Genomic DNA, 19865 nt, shown 5'->3' with positions numbered 1-19865 from the left:
CAAAGGAAATAACTATGAATAAAAATCTAATATCAGCCGCAACTGGCATCGCTTTATTTGCCTCAAGTTTCGGAGCTCATGCAGCCGAGAAATTAAACTTACAATTAAAATGGGTGACTCAAGCACAATTTGCAGGCTACTACGTTGCGCTTGAAAAAAGCTTCTACAAAGATCAAGGCATAGACCTTAACATCAAACCGGGCGGCCCAGATATTGCGCCAGCACAAGTATTAGCCGGTGGCGGTGCTGATGTGATTGTTGATTGGATGCCTTCAGCATTAGCAACACGTGAAAAAGGTTTACCGCTTGTCAACATAGGTCAGGTATACGAAAAATCAGGCATGATGTTAACCTGTTTAAAATCAAGTGGCATTGCCAGCCCAGCTGACTTTAAAGGTAAAACCTTAGGTGTTTGGTTCTTTGGTAATGAATATCCTTTCTTAAGCTGGATGTCGAAATTGAATTACCCAACAACGGGCGGAAAAGACGGCGTAACCGTTCTTAAACAAGGCTTTAACGTTGACCCTATTTTCCAAGGCCAAGCCGATTGTGTATCAACCATGACCTATAACGAATATGGTCAAGTGTTAGATGGTGGCTTAAGTAATGACGAGTTAATGTTATTCAAATACGAGGAAGAAGGTGTTGCAACCTTAGAAGATGGTTTATACGTTTTAGAAAAAAACTTAAAAGATCCTAAAAAAGTAGAAACCTACGCTAAGTTCTTAAAAGCAACGATTCAAGGTTGGGAATGGGCAGCTAAAAACCCTAAAGAAGCCGCGATGATTGTTTTAGAATACGACGACACAGGCGCTCAAACTGAACATCACCAAATACGTATGATGACTGAAGTGGCTAAGTTATTAAGTGATAGTGGTAAAGGAATTGGCTACCTTGAGCCTGCGGCTTATGAACGCACAGTAAAAGTATTGCTTGATAGCGATTCAGCGCCAGTGATCACCAAAAAACCTGAAGGCGCTTATTCACATGTTGTGTTTGATAAGATGAAAGAGCTTTAATCTAAACTGTTGATTTAAAAGCTGAGTTAAACAACTTAGTTAAACAATAACCCAGAGTCTTTATAGCTCTGGGTTATTTTGTACAGAACCTTAGTAAAAGTAATATCAGCACTTTACTTTTTTATCGCGCAGCTCCATTCACAATAGTTAGAGCATACCAGATTCATATTCATCGTCAGTTATAAACATAACCCCAGTCATACCAGCACTTTCTATGGCTTCTTTAATACTTTTATGAACGACTACATGCATGATACTTTCCTGTAAGCGAAATATTTGATGACCAGAAAGCTTACTTTCATCCAAACACATCGCTTCAATTTCTAACACATTGCCTTGTCGGCTTAATATGACGTCAGATTTTTCTAAATCTAATCCGCCAACAATATCGACAATATTAGCAACTTTATAGCCAACTTTTTCTCCGGTAGGGGCATAGGTGACATCTGCATCGAAGTACTGGATATTGTCTACTCCAAGCTTTGTTAACAGATTGACCAATTGATCTGAAAACATCAGCGTTCTTGATGGGCCATGTATGTCACATGGCAAAAATTCATTGCTATCTTTAGCTTGTTTATCTACTAGAAGGTTTATTTCGTATGCTTCAGTTACATCATGAATAAAAACACCATCATTCACAGATAGATCTGGACCTTTAACAACCTCTACAGAGGGTCCAGCCCATGGCGTATCTATAAGCATTAAATAAAAATTTTTGTCATTCATGTGCTGCTACTCTGTTATATTTTATAAGTAATTGCAGGATATCCAAGTAATTTAAATCTTAACCATTTGATTTTATTGTGTTCAACTATTGGATGTCTAGATCTACTTGTCGACAGTGAAATAATAAATAAAATCAATCTAAACTTTATTTACAAAGAGTGACCATATATATCCGCAACTCATTTTTAGAATCCGACTTAATTGTCTTGGTTAGCCTTGCCATTCGCAAGGAACACGTCCCTGCTCATAGCATTTCTCTAAGTACTTAATAAACTCAGATTGATAAGAAGCTATTTTGGCTTTATTAATTAACTCAAGATCATCTGAAATATAAGAGCACACTTCATGACATTCAGTAACCTCCGATAACTTAATAAATATGTCTTCCGTATCAAGTCTCATTTCAGAGTCAGGTAGATCATTATTTGCAGAACACCAAGCACTGTCGAAAATATCAGAATCTCTTTTATCTAATATTTCATCAAGTTCACGATTTGTCATTTTGCTTAAGTGATTGATTAAATTTTCCATAATGCCATAATTCTATAGTTTTCATGTAAAGCTAAGGGCTGTAACTTGGACAGCCAGCAGTTTAAAGTACTAAACCAAAGCTATTTTTGCTAGTAAAAAATAAAAACATTAAAGCTGGGCAGCCATTAATTTATTAGCGACAACCTCAAAAAAAAGCGCCGGAACGGAGCATTGAATCATAACAAACTACCTCCTAAATGCAAAAATAAGCATTTCTAAAAGATAGTGTATGTTTTAAATTAATTCAAAATAGATGGGTGTCCACAATTTATGTTATTGCGATCAACTAATGGGTGTCTAGATCTACTCCTAAAATCCTTCATCCGCTCAATAATCAAACGACAAGGTGTTGGTATCCCAACCTTCCGCTTTAACCACTTTCAACCCTGTTAAACCTGCGGCTTTTATTGCCTGAACCACATCATCGGTCATAAAGTATAAAGACGCTTGCCTATCACTGCGAAAGATTCTCGCATCCTTATCAGCCTGCTCCGTTGTAAGACGTATTTCATCAAAGTCGCTAATTTGATCTTCCTCAATCATACACATTTCATATTTTGAACGCTTCATATCAATAATGGGTTGAGTGTTCATCACATTCATTAAGAAGTAGTTGTTTGAGGCCAGATTGCCTTGGTGATCCATAATCTCAACCGGAATATATTCAACTTGATCAATAGAGAATTGGTCAAAAATAGCTCGCACACGCTTAGATACAATTCGCACTAACTTGGTATTGTCAACAAAATCGTATAAGCGAATATTATCTGGGTATGACGGGCTAAATTTTAACCTCACGGTTTCTGGAAACTGTTCAGCAATAGGGTCTCCCTCAAGCAACTCCCAGCTTTCTGGGCAGTCATCAGGAATTTTTTTTATAAGCGCCGAATCTTTTTCACTACATGCGAGCCACACCCAGTAATCATCAATTGTTTTCATGCTCTTATCCTTTAGGTTAGTTGAAACCAGTTTTTCTCTGGGCGAATATAGTCATCTTCCGATCCACCAGTTTCGTTTAATTTGTTGCCTACGGCTTTGTGGCTGGCATCAACATGAACCTAAACGCGGACATCCATTAATTTATATTAAGATGATAATACTGAACCTAAACGCGGACATCCATTAATTTATATTAAGATGATAATACTATATCTGTTATCGACAAACTAAATCAATAATGGGAATAGTTGAGATATGGAAAGTAAGACATTTAATTTATGAGGAAAGAACTAAAATTCATCAATTTTTATATACAGAGAAGCTTAGCGAATGCTAATTAGAAAATTATTATTAATGAAATAAACTATCTATGGATTAATGCAGTCGTAATTGATTTTTACTGGCGACCCAACGTTTACCTGTGTTGCTAGCATAAGCAGCTAATGCTTCTAATGAGCCCACCGCTCCGCGATAATCTTTGCCAAAACTACTGGCTAGTAATAACCAAGTATCATCATCCAAACCAAGCGTAGAGAGTAACCTAGGACGCTGACTTGAAATAACACCACGTTTGTCTTCTCTTATAATACGGCCGCTCCAATCAACTAACTCGATGTAATCTAATAATGAAAAGGAAATGCCTTGTGTTGATTGTTCATTTTCGTCACCCACGAAACCGAATAACAAAATAGATGGGTGTCCACAATTTATGTTATTGCGATCAACTAATGGGTGTCCAGATCTACTCCTAAAATCCTTCATCCGCTCAATAATCAAACGACAAGGTGTTGGTATCCCAACCTTCCGCTTTAACCACTTTCAACCCTGTTAAACCTGCGGCTTTTATTGCCTGAACCACATCATCGGTCATAAAGTATAAAGACGCTTGCCTATCACTGCGAAAGATTCTCGCATCCTTATCAGCCTGCTCCGTTGTAAGACGTATTTCATCAAAGTCGCTAATTTGATCTTCCTCAATCATACACATTTCATATTTTGAACGCTTCATATCAATAATGGGTTGAGTGTTCATCACATTCATTAAGAAGTAGTCGTTTGATGCCAAATTACCCTGGTGATCCATAATCTCAACCGGGATATATTCAACTTGATCAATAGAGAGTTGGTCAAAAATAGCTCGCACACGCTTGGATACAATTCTCAATAACAAGGTGTTATCAACAAAATCGTATAAGCGAATATTATCTGGCTGTGATGGACTAAATTTTAACTTTACGGTTTCCGGGAACTGTTTAGAAATAGGGTCTCCCTCAAGTAGCTCCCAATCGTCTGGGCAGTCATCTGGAAATGTTTTTATAACCGCCGAGTCCTTTTCACTGCATTCGAGCCACACCCAGTAATCATCAATTGTTTTCATGTTATTATCCTTTAGGTTAGTTGAAACCAGTTTTTCTCTGGGCGAATATAGTCATCTTCCGATCCACCAGTTTCGTTTAATTTGTTGCCTACGGCTTTGTGGCTGGCATCAACAAGTTTTTTCCACATTACTGAACCTAAACGCGGACATCCATTAATTTATATTAAGATGATAATACTATATCTGTTATCGACAAACTAAATCAATAATGGGAATAGTTGAGATATGGAAAGTAAGACATTTAATTTATGAGGAAAGAACTAAAATTCATCAATTTTTATATACAGAGAAGCTTAGCGAATGCTAATTAGAAAATTATTATTAATGAAATAAACTATCTATGGATTAATGCAGTCGTAATTGATTTTTACTGGCGACCCAACGTTTACCTGTGTTGCTAGCATAAGCAGCTAATGCTTCTAATGAGCCCACCGCTCCGCGATAATCTTTGCCAAAACTACTGGCTAGTGATAACCAAGTATCATCATCCAAACCAAGCGTAGAGAGTAACCTAGGACGCTGACTTGAAATAACACCACGTTTGTCTTCTCTTATAATACGGCCGCTCCAATCAACTAACTCGATGTAATCTAATAATGAAAAGGAAATGCCTTGTGTTGATTGTTCATTTTCGTCACCCACGAAACCGAATAAAGGTTTTTTAGTAAAAGCGTATTCTAATGGTTTTTCTTTTTGTTGGGCGACACCATGAATGCGTTCATAGGCAGATGTATATTCAGACGTTTCAACACTATCACTCATTTTCGCACGTACTGGATTCAAATCAACATAAGCCATGCAAGTTAATAAAGCATCTTCGTCTAGTAGCGCTTGAGACTTGAACCTTCCTTCCCAGAAACGGCCTGAGCAGTCATCTTCTTTATTAGCTTTACGTGCAATAAATTCGTTTAAGCAACGCATAAACCATGAAATATCAGCAAGTCGACTTCTCCAATTGTCGATAATAGCCAATGCAGCTTTATTTTCTGCTTCTGATATTGTTTGCTTTGATTGCCAACGTTCAACTAATACAGGTTTTGAATATAGCTGACACCAACGCTCACAGACTTCCTCAGGACTTAAATTTTCGTTAAGTGTTTCATCAACATGTAACACCAGATGATAATGGTTAGACATGATAGCGTAGGCACAAATGTCGATATTAAACAATGAAGCAAGGTAATGCATTCGTTCAACAACCCACTGACGCCTATGTTCAAAAGACTTTTCTGTGTATTTATCTTCTCCACACAAATAAGCGCGGCGAACACAACGAGAAATACAATGGTAATAAGGTGTATCAGATAATGATACTTGTGATTGGCGAGATTGAGTCATAACAAACTACCTCCTAAATGCAAAAATAAGCATTTCTAAAAGATAGTGTATGTTTTAAATTAATTCAAAATAGATGGGTGTCCACAATTTATGTTTCTTGGCTAGTTTTAGGAGCAACGAAGTTAATATCAGGTAATAAAGAAGCCTGAACGATGGCTAAGGCATCATTTTTATCTGTTTTTTGATTTTGTCTAACGACTTTAACTAATCTAGGTGAGATTAAGCGTGCATTATGACCATAAGAACTTGCTAATTGAGACCAATAATTAGCCCCAGCACATGACTCAAACACTACTTTTGAAGGGATTAATGTTGATAGATAAGCACTAAATTGTTCCGGTGTCATTTCTGTATTAGATTGCACCTTGTTGTTTGTATAAACACAAACTTGAATAACTTTTACTGCTAAATCAACACCAATAATACTCTTCATATTACAAGACTCCCTAAAGTTTAATGACATGCCATTTCAGCTTAGCTGAGTGGTATGGGGAGTCCAATTATCTTGTTAAATGGAATTTTTTAGACACCTAACTCCATATGATTAATTATTTTTTCTAAATGTGTGTTGGAAAAGTCAGATAAGCACTTAAGCTTAATATAAGATAATTCATATTTTTCATCTGTAAACTCAAGTTCAGGTGGAACTACAACAGTTTTCATCTTTGCTTGATTCGCAGAAAGGATGCCCGAAACACTATCTTCAAATGCAATGCATTTTGAGGGTTCAACATTCAATTTTTTAGCCGTAGATAAATATACGGCTGGATCAGGTTTTCCTTTTATTTCATGTTCCGAAGAAGAAGTAGCATGAAAGTAATGAGAAATATTAAGTTTTTTTAAAACAATAGGAATTAGTTTTGAAGGAGCATTAGTTGATAAACCGATTTTAAAATTCTTTTCTTGAAAAAAGTCTAAAACTTTATGTACTCCTTCCAAAGCAACACCCTCATCAATAATTAATTCTGCTACACGATCAATAACTTCATTTTCGACTTCATCTAAGCTTTTACCTAACCAAGGAAAATGATTATACCAAAACTCCGTTACTTCACGAGTAGTCATCCAAACAGTTTGAGATGAAAGTTCATTAGTTACTTTTACGCCTAAAGATGAAAAAATTTCCTTTTCCGCTTTTTTCCACATCGGCTCCGAATCGATTAACGTTCCATCCATATCAAAAATTGCAGCTTGTATCATACTGATTCCATTTAACGCCAGCCTAAACAGCAGATTGCTGGTGCAGATTTTGCGCCTTTTGTTTATTGCAAAAAATGCGACAGTAAAAGCTGTCGGATTTTAGGCTCTTGTTAGGCATTTTTGTAGTTGAACCATATTTTAAAATATAGCAAAGCAAGAGTAGCTTCCGTAATAACAGCCAGTGAAATACCTATACCAGCAAAACCACGTAGGTATTCTGCACTACCAAGAAAAGCCAATGCAAACATAGAAACTGAAAGACTTAAACATATAGCCTGCCTAGACTCTGAATGCTCAGCATTTCGGCCGAACCAGCTAAATACCGATATTCCGAGAAATAACATTGCAGCCCTTCTACCAATGAAGAAAGCGGAACTATTTTCATCAATATTAAACAACATAAATAATACTTCGGGAATAAGTATAAAAATCACACACAAAGTGAGTGCGATAACGGCTGTAATTATGCTTACTATTTTAAATTTAATCATGCTTCCCCCTGAATGCCTAACAGCTTATTTGACGGAAAATTACTTGTTTCCACAAAAAAAACGCCCATCAATTATTTATAATAAAAATAAACAATACCTGTTCCAAGCATCTTTATCAAATACTTATATATCTCGATTTCTCAAAGTGTTTGTAGAAAGGCGGCATCACAACCACACTGCATATGAACAGTTAAATAGAATAGCTAGAAGCTTTTATGAAATATCCATTTATATGTTCCATGAAGATAAAATGAAATCTTAACCTTATGCTAAAAGAACCATTAAAAATCTGCTAATATTTCCCCTCAATATTTTAGGTGTTCACCAATAATGAATACGTGATGTGAATGCTATGGCCACACTGATATTTAAGGATATAAAAATGGGATTTAACGACTTCGCTAATATTCTGCCAGGAAAAACAACTTATAAGCCAGTAGAACGATTTGCTGCAGAGCATGGGCTCGATTTAGCGGAACTCAAAGCGACAACCACAGCAGTCTTTAAAGAAAGTGGCAAGCTACCTGCTGTCAAACACGTTAATGCTTTTTTCGGTTTGGGGCGCCCACTTCCATTGTTATCAACCAAAAATTACGTTGAACAAATCGAGTTATCACTTAACAATGAGCAAGGTGAATAACATTCACAGGTGGTTTACCTCTTATCGATGTAAAGGGGTAAAACGAAAAAACCTTTAGTCAACAGAATAAGTTCACTAAAGGTTTTAAAATCTAGGCAATTGAAATGCTTTTAATCAATATAGGCTTGTACAGCCTTTTTTATAAAGCAAAGCCGAGTTACTTATCATCAGGGTTTTCATGTAAGTAAGCTTTTTTAGCCAAGTGTTGATTTTGGGTGCTATCGGTCATTTTCACTTTATAGTGTAAACCTGCTTTAGCTAACATATGCGCAGCGACCGGTGCAGTGATCAATAAAAACATACTTATTAATACCTCTTTTAAGCTCACATGCCCCTGTTGAATACTGAAAAATATCATCGACGCTGTCAAAATACATGCAACGCCAAGAGTACTGGCTTTAGTTGGTGCGTGCAAACGGGTAAAGTAATCAGGTAATTTAGCTAAACCGATCGAGCCAATTAACATAACAATACTGCCAAATACCAATAAAACACTCACTATTACTTCTAAAAATACAGTCATCAGCTTTCCTTATTCGATAATATCGCCACGTAATAAGTACTTACAAAAAGCTGAAGTACTTACAAAACCAAGCAGAGCAATCAATAATGCACTTTCATAGTAAATTGCAGAGCCTTGGTGAAGCCCTAATAATATGATCAGCGCAATGCTATTAATGTACATAGTATCAACGGCAATAATCCTATCTGGTGTTGTAGGTCCAATGATTAAACGCCAAGCATTCAATGCTAAAGCACAACAAATGAACGCACAAGCAATCAGTATCGCGTAACTTAACATCCGAAAATCTCCTTTAGAGGCACTTCATAACGCGCTTTAATAAGGCTAATTAATTGTTGCTCGTCTTCAAGGTGCAACACATGCACATATAGCCATTTTCTGTCATCTGACAATTCAACACTCACTGTACCAGGTGTTAATGAAACACTACTTGTAAAAATAGTGAGTGGCACAGGCTCTTTAATATCTAAGGGCACCGCAATAAAAGCAGGTTTTAAAGTGTGATTACTTTGCAATACACGCTTCGCAACGTCGTAATTAGACACCGCGATATCAATTAACAAACGAAATGTATACATTAATGCCTTGATAGGATTTTTTGCAACCGCTTCTTTTTCACTAAGAGGAGCGACAATCCAAGGGATAATAATCGCAAACACGGCACCTAGCACCATATGGCCACGACTAAAATCATGTAAAATTTGCCATACCAACCATAATAATATGCTGTGATAAGGAGTCGGAAACCAAACAAATTTTCGTATTTTATCCATTATTTAGCGACCTCAATAAGTTGTTGTAAGCTTAAACCTGCTTTGAGTTGCTCTGCAGCTAATTGCGTATAATCGCTTACTGTGCCTCCAAAAATAACCATTAGAGGAAGTATCGCAACCAATAAGCCAATGGCTACATACTGAAAGAGATGGCCTTTGGGCGCACTGGTGTTTTCACCATTGGTTCGCCAGAATAATGAAGTACCCGCGCGAGATAAGGCGATCAATGCAATCAATCCAGCTCCTAGTATCAGAGGGAAAACCCACATTGCTTCGGTTGCATTAGTTACTGATTGCAAAATCAATGCTTTACCTACAAAGCCAGATAATGGTGGCATGCCAATTAACGCGATGGCCAATAACACAAAGATAAAGCCTAAAATGCCTGCTTGTGGCATTGATCTCGCGGCCACAAAACGGTCTTCCGCTTGACCTCGTTGTTGTTGAATTAACCCAGCCAGCATGAACATGGCAGCACAAGCAACGGTACTATGTAGCAAGTAATAAATCCCTGCTGAAGCGGCTTGTACCGTATTCAAACTAATGGTCACCAATAGCGTACCCACAGATACAATCACCAAGTTACTACAAAGCACACGTAAACTTGTACTCGCTAGTACTGCAATAGCACCTATAGCAATAGTTAATAAAGCAATCGGCCATAACCATGGCAAGGCAATATTCGCTAACTCACCGGCTTGGTCACCAAACATCACGCCGTGTACTCGCCAAATACTATAAATACCGACCTTGGTCATAATGGCGAATAAAGCGGCGACGGAAGTACTTGTGGTCGAATAAGCTTTAGGTAGCCAAAAATGTAAGGGAAGCATCGCCGCTTTCAAACCAAAAACAGCCAATAGCAATAGAGCGCCTGACTTGGCGATCAATAATTCATCGTTGGATAGTAATGGAATCCTATCCGCCATATCAGCAAAATTAAGTGTTCCTAAAGTGCCGTATAAAGTGCCTAAAGCAAACAAAAACAGTGATGAACCAATTAGATTAAGAAATACGTAATGGATATTAGCCTGTGTTCGTTGCTTGCCTCCTCCGTGGATCATAAGAGAGTAGGAAGCAATCAACAATACTTCGAAAAATACAAATAGGTTAAATGCATCACCAGTTAAAAACGCACCATTAATCCCCATCAGTTGAAACAGAATAAGGGAATGATAAAAAACGCCTGCTTTATCTTCTCCAGCGCTAGCATATAAAATAGCTGCTAAGCCTAAAACAGCACTTAAACAAACCATTAATACAGAGAAAAGATCAGCGACTAATACAATACCAAAAGGTGCGGACCAATCACCAAGTGCATACACTTGAATACCTTGCGCTTCCACTTTGAATAACAAAGAGAAAGCAACAATCACTAAAATAATATTAGCTGTAATACTCAACACTCGTTGTCTTTTTATGCAGTTATTTAAGCTTGGAAAAAGCAGAGCCACAGCGACAAAAAAAGGTATTAACACTGGAAAGATAACTAAATGGTCAAACAAACTCATTAGGATTTTTCCTCAGATAAAGGATCAAAAGCTTCAATGCCATCTACGTGGTCACTACCTAAATCGGCACGTCCTCGCATTGCTAGAATCACAGCAAAAGCAGTCATTGCAAAACCAATTACAATGGCTGTTAATACTAAAGCCTGCGGTAGTGGATCGGCGTAATTTTCACTACTGCTAAGTACTGCTGGTGCACCTATGGTTAATCCACCACTGGCAAATAAAAATAAATTAACAGCGTAAGACAATAATGTAAGGCCAATCACTAAAGTAAATGTATGACCTCGTAGCATTAAAAATATGCCGCAGGCGCTCATGAAGCCGACACAAATTGCGTAGACTAATTCCATTATCTTTCTCCTACTGTAAGTCGTTCTTTGGTCGTTAACTTACCTAAGCTTGCTAATATCAGCAATGTCGCACCAATTACGGTGAAGTAAACACCAATATCAAATACCAATGCACTAGCAAGTTCAAATTTGCCTATCCAAGGTAACGACACATATTCAAACCAAGATGTTAAAAATGGTCGATCAAAAATCCAACTTCCTAAACCAGTTAATCCGGCGGTTAATAATCCAAGCGCAATCATATAGTGGTAACTAACACTGACCCTCTTAGCCATCCAATCAACGCCGTGCGCAAGATATTGTTGAATTAATGCGATAGACGTAATTAACCCCGCAATAAAGCCACCGCCAGGTAAGTTGTGACCACGCATAAAGATATAAGCAGAAATTAGCAAGAACAATGGCAATAGGCTTTGCGAAACAACCGATAATAATATTGGGTATTTGTCTTTAGCCCATGGGCGTCCATCGTAATCTTTAATACGCATTGATAAACGCATGCGAGCAATTAATTTGTGAATACCTAATGCAGCAATACCAAGTACAGTAATTTCACCAAAGGTATCAAAACCACGGAAATCAACCAAAATAACGTTAACAACATTAGTACCTCCACCGCCTGTTTTTGCATTGGCTATGAAGAATTCAGAAATACTGTCTAAAGGATGCGTCATTAACGCAAAACAAATGCTACCAATAATACAGCCTATAAATGCCGCCACGGCTAAGTCACGTACAAAATGACTAGGACGACTTCTACTGATTGGCGTTTGTTGAGGGAAAAAGTAAAGTGCTAATAATAATAAAATCACAGTTACAATTTCTACCGAGAGTTGAGTCAAGGCGAGATCTGGAGCAGAGAAGTAAGCAAAGGTGATTGATACAACTAACCCTACTAAAGATAACATTAACAAAGCAATAAGACGGTAATGACTCCAAATGATGGTTGCTAGTGAACCTGCAATGATCAAAATAGCAGAAATCAGCACGGCACCATTGATTGGAGTGCCAGGTAAACTTCCCTTGGTCATATCCAGGTCAAATAAAGGAGGAGCAATCAGCAATAATGCGAAAAAGCAGAGACAAAAAGCATAACGTTGTAAAGAGCCTGTCTCCAGTTTCATCGTTATATTTTTCGCCCAGTTAACACTGGCTTGAATACATCTTTCAAATACAATTTTTGCATCGATATCTGGGAACAACCCTGAAAATTTGAATAGATGTTTACGATTCAAATAAATGGCTACACCGCCCATAGTTGCTAATGCACTCATTAGTAGTGGTAGGTTAAATCCATGCCAAAGGGAGAGACTGTATTCTGGTAGTGAATGATTAAGCACTGCCAGTGATGCGCTTTGCAGCAACGGCCCAACAGTCGCTTGAGGAAAAATACCAACCAATAAACAGATTGCGACTAAAATTTCTACGGGCACACGCATATAACGAGGTGGCTCGTGAGGTGTTTTAGGTAGTCCCTTTGGTTCGCCATTGAAGAATACATCGTGAATAAAGCGCAGAGAATAAGCAACAGAAAATGCGCCAGCCATTGTCGATAACACAGGAATCAACCAAGACATCGCACCTAAAATACTCTGGTTTAAAGTTTCAGCAAAAAACATTTCTTTAGATAAGAAACCATTCAACAGTGGCACACCCGCCATAGATGCAGATGCAGCCATCGCTAACGTTGCGGTAATAGGCATGTATTTCCATAACCCATTAATTTTACGCATGTCTCGAGAGCCTGATTCGTGGTCAATAATACCTGCAGCCATAAATAATGACGCTTTAAAAACGGCATGATTCATAACGTGAAAGATCGCTGCAATCGCAGCCAATTCAGTATTTAAACCCAATAGCAATACAATTAAACCAAGGTGACTAATGGTTGAATAAGCTAACAACCCTTTTAAATCATGTTTGAATAGAGCACTGTAAGCGCCTAATAATAAAGTGAATAAACCAGTTAACGAGACAACTACAAACCACACATCAGTACCCGCTAATACTGGATAAAAACGAGCTAACAAGAAAATACCGGCTTTTACCATGGTTGCTGAATGTAAGTAAGCACTAACAGGTGTAGGGGCTGCCATCGCGTGTGGTAGCCAAAAATGGAATGGGAATTGAGCAGATTTAGTAAATGCGCCAATTAAAAACAATCCTAAAATAGCTAAATAGTAAGGGCTCTGTTTGACCAACTCACCACTATTAAGTACCACGTCTAACTCATAACTACCCACGACTTGGCCTAATAGAATGATCCCTGCAAGTAAGGCTAAACCACCAGCACCTGTGATGGTAAGCGCCATTCGAGCACCTTTACGCGCAGCACTATTGTGCGACCAAAAACTTATGAGCAAGAATGAACTTATACTGGTTAATTCCCAGTAAAACCAAAGTTGTAGCATATTGTTTGACATAACAATGCCAAGCATTGCCGTCATAAACATAATTAAATAGCAGTAAAAACGCCCCATATGATCTTTTTCAGATAAATAGTAGCGCGCATATAAAATGACAAGTAAACCAATACCCAAGATCAGTAAACTGAATAATGCGGTTAATCCATCGAGTCGAAATGATAACGACAGGCCTAATTGGGGGATCCACTCAATGCTTTTGCTAAAAGACTCTCCAGCAAATACTGCTGGCAAATCGAGGAAAATTAAGCAAAGTGCTAAGGCTGGAAGCACTGCTGTGGCTAGCGCACATGCGCTACGATTAAGTTTATTGGTAAGTAAAGGAACGATAATTCCCAACATGGGTAAAAATGGCACCCAAAAATAATGCATTTAAGCGAAGCTCCGTTAACTAAGTGGTTAGTATTTCAGAACAACGATAGTGATTAATTAGATAAAAATCAATGTTTTGTTATATCTAATCTCGTTAAGTTACTGATTGTTTACTATTTTTATTTTTAGCTTAAGTGACGATTCGTTTTGAAGGGGAAATTAAACTTAGAGGTTATTCTCTTTAGTAAATTTTCAATAAAGAAGTGAGCGTACTTTTAATGATTTACAAGGCTAAAACTAAAAAACCTTTAGTAAACTTAATAAGCTCACTAAAGGTTCTATTTATACCAATCATAGTAAGTAACTGATCTATTTTACTTGTTAAAATGGCTTATTTTTTCGTTGTAAGTTTCGTAAAGGGAACAACCATTTACATCAACTTACGCCTCAAACTAAGCTATTTTTCCTGCGCGAAATTTAGATCAGTTATTTAATACAATTGGTATTAGATGTAAATGACTTAGTTAAACGCTAACCCAAAATTAACTCGGGAAAGACATACTCACACCTTCACGTACGCCGCTTGAAGGCCAACGTTGTGTAATAGTTTTACGTTTAGTGTAAAAACGCACACCATCTGGACCGTAAGCATGTAAATCACCAAACAATGAACGCTTCCAACCACCAAAGCTGTGATAAGCAACTGGCACAGGTAATGGTACGTTAATGCCAACCATGCCTACTTGAATATTATCGCTAAAGTAACGTGCCGCTTCACCATCACGCGTAAAGATACAGGTGCCGTTACCGTATTCATGATCGTTAATTAAAGTCATGGCTTCTTCCATGGTTTTAACGCGCATGACTTGTAATACTGGACCAAAGATTTCAGCTTCATAGCTTTCCATCGTTGTTGTGACATTATCAATTAAAGTCGCGCCAACAAAGAACCCTTGTTCATGACCTTCAACGGCGATATCGCGACCATCAACCACAATCTTAGCGCCCTCTTTTTCAGCACTGGTTATATAACCTTGTACTTTTTGTTTATGCGCCGCACTGATCACAGGGCCAAAATCATTGCTCGCATTATCAAAAGCTCCCACTTTCAAGCTTTTCATGGCTTCGCTCATTTTAGTGACAAGTGTATCAGCCGCTTCATCACCCACTGCAACCGCCACTGACAATGCCATACAACGTTCACCACATGATCCAAAAGCAGCGCCCACTAATTGATTAATGGCATTATCCATATCAGCATCAGGCATAATAATCGCGTGATTTTTTGCGCCACCTAATGCTTGGCAACGTTTACCATTTGCATTTGCGGTGGTGTAAATATATTCAGCGATAGGCGTTGAACCTACAAAGCTCACTGCTTTTATATCTTGATGCGTTAATAACACATCCACCGCTTCTTTATCACCATTAACAACATTTAACACTCCATCAGGTAAACCTGCTTCATGTAATAACTGTGCAATATACAGTGTTGAAGAAGGATCACGCTCCGACGGTTTAAGAATAAAGGTATTACCGCACACAATGGCTAATGGGAACATCCACATTGGTACCATGGCAGGGAAGTTAAATGGCGTAATACCAGCGACTACACCAAGAGGTTGAAACTCACTCCAAGAATCAATATTAGGGCCTACATTTTTGCTATGCTCGCCTTTTAACAACTCAGGTGCACCACAGGCATATTCTACGTTTTCAATACCACGCTGTAATTCACCTGCTGCATCGTGTGAAATTTTACCGTGCTCTTGACCAATTAATTTGCAGATAGTGTCTGCATTTTTTTCTAGCAATTCTTTAAAACGAAACATGACTCTTGCACGTTTATTTGGCGGTGTATTGCGCCATTCTGGAAAAGCGGCTTTTGCTGAAGCAATCGCCTCTTCTACTGTTTTTTTAGATGCTAAGGCAACTTGCTTATCAACACCACCAGTAGACGGATTGAACACATCTTGAGTGCGTGTATTGGTGTCGGTGATCATTTCGCCATTAATTAAATGGCCTACTAATGCTGTCATCATTTCTTCCTAATAAAGTGTGTAATATAAATGGGTTAACTTAATTCAAATTCAGTTACGTTAATTCGTTATTCTGTTGCGTTGAGGGTTTCACCCAAGGCATTAATTAAACTATCGATTTCGCTCGCTTCAACGGTAAACGGTAAACCAAGTTGGATAGTGTCACCGCCATAACGTACATAGAAACCTTTTTTCCACATGCTCATTGCAATTAAATAAGGACGTAATGCCGGTTCATTACCTTTAGCAGCAATGGTTAATGCACCAGCAAAACCATAGTTACGAATATCGGTAACATGTTTACAGCCTTTCAAACTATGCAGTTTTTCTTCAAACAAGGGCGACATGGATTTAACGCGCTCCGGTAATTTGTCTTTGGCTAAAATATCTAACGAAGCTAATGCAGCAGCACAAGCAATAGGATGCGCTGAATAAGTGTAACCATGTGGTAATTCTTGCATGTAAAAAGGGCCACCTTTTTCCATAAACGTATCGTAAATATCTTGCTTAGCAATCACGGCACCCATAGGGATTGCACCGTTAGTTAGCTGCTTCGCGGTCACCATAAGATCTGGCACCACACCAAATTCTTCAGCGCCAGTATTTGATCCCATACGACCGTAGGCAGTGATCACTTCGTCAAAAATCAATAGGATATTATATTTATCGCAAAGTTCACGTAGACGTTTTAAATAACCGACAGGTGGTGGAAGTACCCCCGCAGAACCAGACATAGGCTCTACAATTAACGCGGCAATATTTTCAGCATTATAAACGGCAATCATATCTTCCAATTCATCCGCTAAATACGCCCCTTCCGCTGGCATCCCCTTAGTAAATTTATTTTGTTCTAATAAGGTGTGTTTGATATGGCTTGCTTCAACACTGCTACCATAAATAAGGCGATTAGCGCCAATACCGCCCACGCTAAAGCCACCAAAATTAACACCGTGATAACCTTTAGCACGACCAATAAAACGCGTTTTACTTGGCATTCCTTTTTTATGCCAATAAGCACGCGCCATCTTCAATGCCGTTTCAACTGAATCGGAACCTGAGCCAGTGAAGAAAACACGATTCAAACCCTCTGGTGTAATTTCAGTAATACGATGTGCTAGTTCAAAGGCTTTAGGATGTCCAAACTGAAATGCAGGCGCATAATCTAATTCCGCGGCTTGTTTGCTAATGGCTTCGGTGATTTCAGGTCGACAATGCCCTGCACCACAAGTCCAAAGCCCGGATAAACCATCAAAGATTTGTCGACCTTGAGCATCGGTATAATATCTATCTTTAGCGGAAACAATGATTCTAGGGTCTTGTTTAAATTGGCGATTACCTGTGTATGGCATCCAATAGCTATCAAGCTGTTGTTGGTTTAAACCAGCATATTTAGCATCTTCATTAATGTTCGACATTTACTTCACTCCCTTTAACAGCGAAGACTGCGTTCTTATTCTTGTTAGAGCAGTCAATTAATTGAATTAAAGTATCTAAGGATTATTAGGTAACGTAAATTCAATATTATTAAAGTTAAGTTAAGTAATTACTTATCTAAAAAATTATCTTATAGTGAGTAAAGTTAGATTTGATGAAATGGATAAAAACAGATGAAGCAAGCTAAAAACTTATTACCCAGACAACTTGGCGATACACATATTCGTTTGTTACGTGTTTTTAAAACAGTGATTGAATCCGGTGGTTTTGCTGCAGCCGAAGTGGAACTTAATATCAGTCGCCCTGCTATTAGCTTAGCAATTACTGAGCTTGAGTCGTTATTAAACATGCGTTTGTGTCAACGCGGTCGTTCTGGATTTGCTATCACAGAACAAGGCGCTCAAGTTTATCATTCTGCATTGCAATTATTAGGCAGTTTAGAAACCTTCAAAGCACAAATTAATGCGATCAATACAGAGTTAGTAGGGGAATTGAATATTGGGATCACCGATAATATGGTGACTATTCCACAAATGAAAATTACCCAAGCCTTAAGCGCATTAAAATTACGTGCACCCGATGTCATTATCAATATCAGAATGATTCCGCCTAATGATATAGAAACAGCGGTATTAGACGGAACTTTACATATTGGCGTTGTGCCAGAATTCCGTACTTTACCCGGCTTGAATTACACTAAATTATATAAAGAACGATCTTTATTATATTGCGCTAATCAACATCCTTTATTCGCTCAAAATCTCAATGCAATTAGTGATCAAGCGTTAGGAGAATACGATGCAGTGGTACCAAATTACCCACAATCTGCGGATATAAAACAGCAACAAATCATGTTGAATGCCACCGCAACCAGTACTGACCGAGAAGGGATTGCCTTCTTGATTTTGAGTCATCGTTTTATTGGTTTTTTACCCACACACTTTGCAAAACGTTGGGTTGTAAAGGACCAATTAAGGGCAATTGGCGAGCACAATAGAGGTTTTGATACCCACTTTTCAGTGATCACTCGGAAAGGTGCCGTTGATAATTTAATTTTAAATGCTTACATGGAAGCACTTGTGAATGTAAAGTAAGCTATTCAGTAACTATCAAGTAATAATAGAATAAACTTCACATGCCATTAAATAGGACACACTATGAGAGAGATTGTTTTTCCATTCCTTGAACACACAGGTGCTGAATTAAAAAGCTTCTCTAAAGGTAAAGCGGAAGTTGAATTGCATGTAAAATCTTATCATTTACAACATAAAGGCTTTGTACATGGTGGCGTGATTTCGACATTAATGGATAACACGGGTTGGTATGCCGCGGTTTCAGCATTAGAAGAAAATTACACAGCTGTGACTATGGAAATAAAGATAAACTACTTAAAACCTGCATTAGGAAAGTATTTACTCGCTTCAGCAGAAATCAAACGTCAAGGTCGTACCACTTCATTTGTCACCATAGAACTTCATGATGATAAAAATGCATTGATTGCTTATGCCACTGGTACTTATGCGATCATAGAAGATCAATAAACCGTGATGATTTAGATAAGAAGCAGGAAGAATAATGCATTTTTACTATTTCTTTCTGCTATTTTTGAAACAATACATTTTTTCGTCAGCTTCTGATAACAATGATTCAATAGAAATGTGTTTCGTATAATCAAATTCCACAATACCAAATGAAAAAGACACATCGATTTAGTACTACGTGCCCGCAAAATGATGTTTCTCTAGAAGTCTCTTTAATGGAAAGGCCTACACATGATTTAAACCACTGACGATTTTCATCAATAAGACTGACAACCGCAATAGGGACATTAAACATACGTTTAGCCATGCGAATTAATCTATCAAAACATTCTTCTTCATGCGTATCTAAAATATCGAGAGTTCTAAGTACTTCGAGTCTTTTCATTATGTGGTAATTTAAGCTTTTCCATCGACTCGTCCTACTTTCTTCAAATAGATAATAAAGTGATTTCAAATGTCAAAATCACTTTTAATTTTTTAATAAGTATACAATTAACTCTCAAATTAATTGTTCAAATGATAGCAAAATACTTAGTATTACGGCTTATTATTCACTGTTGCAACTTGATGATAATGATATCTTATTGCATTATAAATGCGTTTGCCTGCAGATTAATATATATGCCAATTGCAATAACAAACCAAAGCCAAAACAACAAAATATTGACAACCCACCCTAATTATCAACAAAAAT

20 protein-coding genes and 1 pseudogene are annotated in these 19865 nt (G+C 37.8%); 4 read left to right on the top strand and 17 right to left on the bottom strand.

The features are described from left to right. The first annotated feature begins 14 nt into the window (after positions 1 to 14). Positions 15 to 1019 (top strand): ABC transporter substrate-binding protein, encoded by a 1005-nt coding sequence (locus E2R67_RS05410; protein ID WP_134289905.1) that lies wholly within the window; start codon positions 15 to 17, stop codon positions 1017 to 1019. A 147-nt stretch (positions 1020 to 1166) separates the two neighbouring features. On the opposite strand, the gene E2R67_RS05405 is transcribed toward E2R67_RS05410, so the two are convergent. From E2R67_RS05405 to E2R67_RS05365, 9 genes and pseudogenes are all read right to left on the bottom strand, one after another. Further along, positions 1167 to 1748 carry an imm11 family protein gene (locus tag E2R67_RS05405; protein WP_134289904.1) on the bottom strand — a complete coding sequence of 194 codons (582 nt, stop codon included), beginning with the start codon at positions 1746 to 1748 and terminating at the stop codon, positions 1167 to 1169. 210 nt (positions 1749 to 1958) lie between these two features. After that, complete coding sequence (locus E2R67_RS05400; protein ID WP_134289903.1) at positions 1959 to 2279, bottom strand: immunity protein PIM1 family protein; 321 nt, start codon at positions 2277 to 2279, stop codon at positions 1959 to 1961. Positions 2280 to 2606: 327 nt separating this feature from the next. Then, on the bottom strand, positions 2607 to 3218 hold the full coding sequence (locus E2R67_RS05395) for an Imm43 family immunity protein (protein ID WP_134289902.1): 612 nt from the start codon (positions 3216 to 3218) through the stop codon (positions 2607 to 2609). 375 nt (positions 3219 to 3593) lie between these two features. Further along, entirely contained in the window at positions 3594 to 3980 is a 387-nt protein-coding gene (locus tag E2R67_RS05390; protein WP_134289901.1) for a hypothetical protein, read from the bottom strand. 4 nt (positions 3981 to 3984) lie between these two features. After that, a complete protein-coding gene (locus tag E2R67_RS05385) occupies positions 3985 to 4596 on the bottom strand; it encodes an Imm43 family immunity protein (protein ID WP_134289900.1) in 612 nt (203 codons plus the stop codon). Between the two features lie 345 nt (positions 4597 to 4941). Continuing rightward, on the bottom strand, positions 4942 to 5934 hold the full coding sequence (locus E2R67_RS05380) for a transposase (RefSeq protein WP_134289899.1): 993 nt from the start codon (positions 5932 to 5934) through the stop codon (positions 4942 to 4944). Between the two features lie 94 nt (positions 5935 to 6028). Next, positions 6029 to 6367: pseudogene (locus E2R67_RS05375) on the bottom strand (IS110 family transposase); the annotation flags it as partial. Between the two features lie 89 nt (positions 6368 to 6456). Continuing rightward, on the bottom strand, positions 6457 to 7134 hold the full coding sequence (gene hxpB, locus E2R67_RS05370; protein WP_033041258.1) for a hexitol phosphatase HxpB: 678 nt from the start codon (positions 7132 to 7134) through the stop codon (positions 6457 to 6459). Positions 7135 to 7244: 110 nt separating this feature from the next. Further along, the gene (locus E2R67_RS05365; protein WP_033031774.1) at positions 7245 to 7625 is read right to left on the bottom strand and encodes a hypothetical protein; all 381 of its coding nucleotides are present in this window, start codon (positions 7623 to 7625) and stop codon (positions 7245 to 7247) included. 382 nt (positions 7626 to 8007) lie between these two features. On the opposite strand from E2R67_RS05365, the gene E2R67_RS05360 reads away from it, so the two are divergent. Beyond that, on the top strand, positions 8008 to 8265 hold the full coding sequence (locus E2R67_RS05360) for a hypothetical protein (RefSeq protein ID WP_134289898.1): 258 nt from the start codon (positions 8008 to 8010) through the stop codon (positions 8263 to 8265). A gap of 157 nt (positions 8266 to 8422) precedes the next feature. Here the strand turns inward: E2R67_RS05360 and E2R67_RS05355 are convergent, their stop codons facing one another. The 8 genes from E2R67_RS05355 to aptA all read right to left on the bottom strand — a co-directional run bounded on the left by E2R67_RS05355 (position 8423) and on the right by aptA (position 17611). Further along, positions 8423 to 8788: a Na+/H+ antiporter subunit G gene (locus E2R67_RS05355; RefSeq protein ID WP_134289897.1), complete on the bottom strand. Its 366-nt coding sequence runs from the start codon at positions 8786 to 8788 to the stop codon at positions 8423 to 8425. A gap of 9 nt (positions 8789 to 8797) precedes the next feature. Then, positions 8798 to 9067, bottom strand: coding sequence for a K+/H+ antiporter subunit F (locus E2R67_RS05350; protein ID WP_134289896.1), 270 nt, complete (start codon positions 9065 to 9067; stop codon positions 8798 to 8800). Continuing rightward, the gene (locus E2R67_RS05345) at positions 9061 to 9561 is read right to left on the bottom strand and encodes a Na+/H+ antiporter subunit E (RefSeq protein WP_134289895.1); all 501 of its coding nucleotides are present in this window, start codon (positions 9559 to 9561) and stop codon (positions 9061 to 9063) included. The genes E2R67_RS05350 and E2R67_RS05345 overlap by 7 nt, the downstream gene beginning before the upstream one ends. Continuing rightward, positions 9561 to 11072 carry a monovalent cation/H+ antiporter subunit D gene (locus E2R67_RS05340; protein ID WP_134289894.1) on the bottom strand — a complete coding sequence of 504 codons (1512 nt, stop codon included), beginning with the start codon at positions 11070 to 11072 and terminating at the stop codon, positions 9561 to 9563. Before E2R67_RS05340 ends, E2R67_RS05345 begins: the two co-directional genes overlap by 1 nt. Continuing rightward, entirely contained in the window at positions 11072 to 11422 is a 351-nt protein-coding gene (locus E2R67_RS05335; protein ID WP_134289893.1) for a Na+/H+ antiporter subunit C, read from the bottom strand. Before E2R67_RS05335 ends, E2R67_RS05340 begins: the two co-directional genes overlap by 1 nt. Then, the gene (locus E2R67_RS05330; RefSeq protein ID WP_134289892.1) at positions 11422 to 14217 is read right to left on the bottom strand and encodes a monovalent cation/H+ antiporter subunit A; all 2796 of its coding nucleotides are present in this window, start codon (positions 14215 to 14217) and stop codon (positions 11422 to 11424) included. Before E2R67_RS05330 ends, E2R67_RS05335 begins: the two co-directional genes overlap by 1 nt. 482 nt (positions 14218 to 14699) lie before the next feature. Next, a complete protein-coding gene (locus E2R67_RS05325; RefSeq protein WP_134289891.1) occupies positions 14700 to 16196 on the bottom strand; it encodes a CoA-acylating methylmalonate-semialdehyde dehydrogenase in 1497 nt (498 codons plus the stop codon). Between the two features lie 68 nt (positions 16197 to 16264). Continuing rightward, on the bottom strand, positions 16265 to 17611 hold the full coding sequence (gene aptA / locus E2R67_RS05320; RefSeq protein WP_134289890.1) for an omega-aminotransferase AptA: 1347 nt from the start codon (positions 17609 to 17611) through the stop codon (positions 16265 to 16267). Between the two features lie 192 nt (positions 17612 to 17803). On the opposite strand from aptA, the gene E2R67_RS05315 reads away from it, so the two are divergent. Both E2R67_RS05315 and E2R67_RS05310 read left to right on the top strand, forming a co-directional pair. Continuing rightward, the gene (locus E2R67_RS05315; protein WP_134289889.1) at positions 17804 to 18724 is read left to right on the top strand and encodes a LysR family transcriptional regulator; all 921 of its coding nucleotides are present in this window, start codon (positions 17804 to 17806) and stop codon (positions 18722 to 18724) included. A 63-nt stretch (positions 18725 to 18787) separates the two neighbouring features. Continuing rightward, the gene (locus E2R67_RS05310; protein ID WP_134289888.1) at positions 18788 to 19171 is read left to right on the top strand and encodes a PaaI family thioesterase; all 384 of its coding nucleotides are present in this window, start codon (positions 18788 to 18790) and stop codon (positions 19169 to 19171) included. The last annotated feature ends 694 nt before the right edge of the window (positions 19172 to 19865 follow it).

It is taken from the genome of Psychromonas algicola (genome assembly GCF_004378355.1).
Classification (GTDB): Bacteria; Pseudomonadota; Gammaproteobacteria; order Enterobacterales; family Psychromonadaceae; genus Psychromonas.
Note: the sequence above shows the minus strand (reverse complement) of the source record. Positions and strands in the feature narration are given on the sequence as shown.

Bases quoted from the DNA above. Each gene is read 5' to 3' on its own strand.
- E2R67_RS05410 (WP_134289905.1), top strand. From the start codon at position 15: ATGAATAAAAATCTAATATCAGCCGCAACTGGCATCGCTTTATTTGCC.
- E2R67_RS05405 (WP_134289904.1), bottom strand. From the start codon at position 1,748: ATGAATGACAAAAATTTTTATTTAATGCTTATAGATACGCCATGGGCT.
- E2R67_RS05400 (WP_134289903.1), bottom strand. From the start codon at position 2,279: ATGGAAAATTTAATCAATCACTTAAGCAAAATGACAAATCGTGAACTT.
- E2R67_RS05395 (WP_134289902.1), bottom strand. From the start codon at position 3,218: ATGAAAACAATTGATGATTACTGGGTGTGGCTCGCATGTAGTGAAAAA.
- E2R67_RS05390 (WP_134289901.1), bottom strand. From the start codon at position 3,980: ATGAAGGATTTTAGGAGTAGATCTGGACACCCATTAGTTGATCGCAAT.
- E2R67_RS05385 (WP_134289900.1), bottom strand. From the start codon at position 4,596: ATGAAAACAATTGATGATTACTGGGTGTGGCTCGAATGCAGTGAAAAG.
- E2R67_RS05380 (WP_134289899.1), bottom strand. From the start codon at position 5,934: ATGACTCAATCTCGCCAATCACAAGTATCATTATCTGATACACCTTAT.
- hxpB (WP_033041258.1), bottom strand. From the start codon at position 7,134: ATGATACAAGCTGCAATTTTTGATATGGATGGAACGTTAATCGATTCG.
- E2R67_RS05365 (WP_033031774.1), bottom strand. From the start codon at position 7,625: ATGATTAAATTTAAAATAGTAAGCATAATTACAGCCGTTATCGCACTC.
- E2R67_RS05360 (WP_134289898.1), top strand. From the start codon at position 8,008: ATGGGATTTAACGACTTCGCTAATATTCTGCCAGGAAAAACAACTTAT.
- E2R67_RS05355 (WP_134289897.1), bottom strand. From the start codon at position 8,788: ATGACTGTATTTTTAGAAGTAATAGTGAGTGTTTTATTGGTATTTGGC.
- E2R67_RS05350 (WP_134289896.1), bottom strand. From the start codon at position 9,067: ATGTTAAGTTACGCGATACTGATTGCTTGTGCGTTCATTTGTTGTGCT.
- E2R67_RS05345 (WP_134289895.1), bottom strand. From the start codon at position 9,561: ATGGATAAAATACGAAAATTTGTTTGGTTTCCGACTCCTTATCACAGC.
- E2R67_RS05340 (WP_134289894.1), bottom strand. From the start codon at position 11,072: ATGAGTTTGTTTGACCATTTAGTTATCTTTCCAGTGTTAATACCTTTT.
- E2R67_RS05335 (WP_134289893.1), bottom strand. From the start codon at position 11,422: ATGGAATTAGTCTACGCAATTTGTGTCGGCTTCATGAGCGCCTGCGGC.
- E2R67_RS05330 (WP_134289892.1), bottom strand. From the start codon at position 14,217: ATGCATTATTTTTGGGTGCCATTTTTACCCATGTTGGGAATTATCGTT.
- E2R67_RS05325 (WP_134289891.1), bottom strand. From the start codon at position 16,196: ATGACAGCATTAGTAGGCCATTTAATTAATGGCGAAATGATCACCGAC.
- aptA (WP_134289890.1), bottom strand. From the start codon at position 17,611: ATGTCGAACATTAATGAAGATGCTAAATATGCTGGTTTAAACCAACAA.
- E2R67_RS05315 (WP_134289889.1), top strand. From the start codon at position 17,804: ATGAAGCAAGCTAAAAACTTATTACCCAGACAACTTGGCGATACACAT.
- E2R67_RS05310 (WP_134289888.1), top strand. From the start codon at position 18,788: ATGAGAGAGATTGTTTTTCCATTCCTTGAACACACAGGTGCTGAATTA.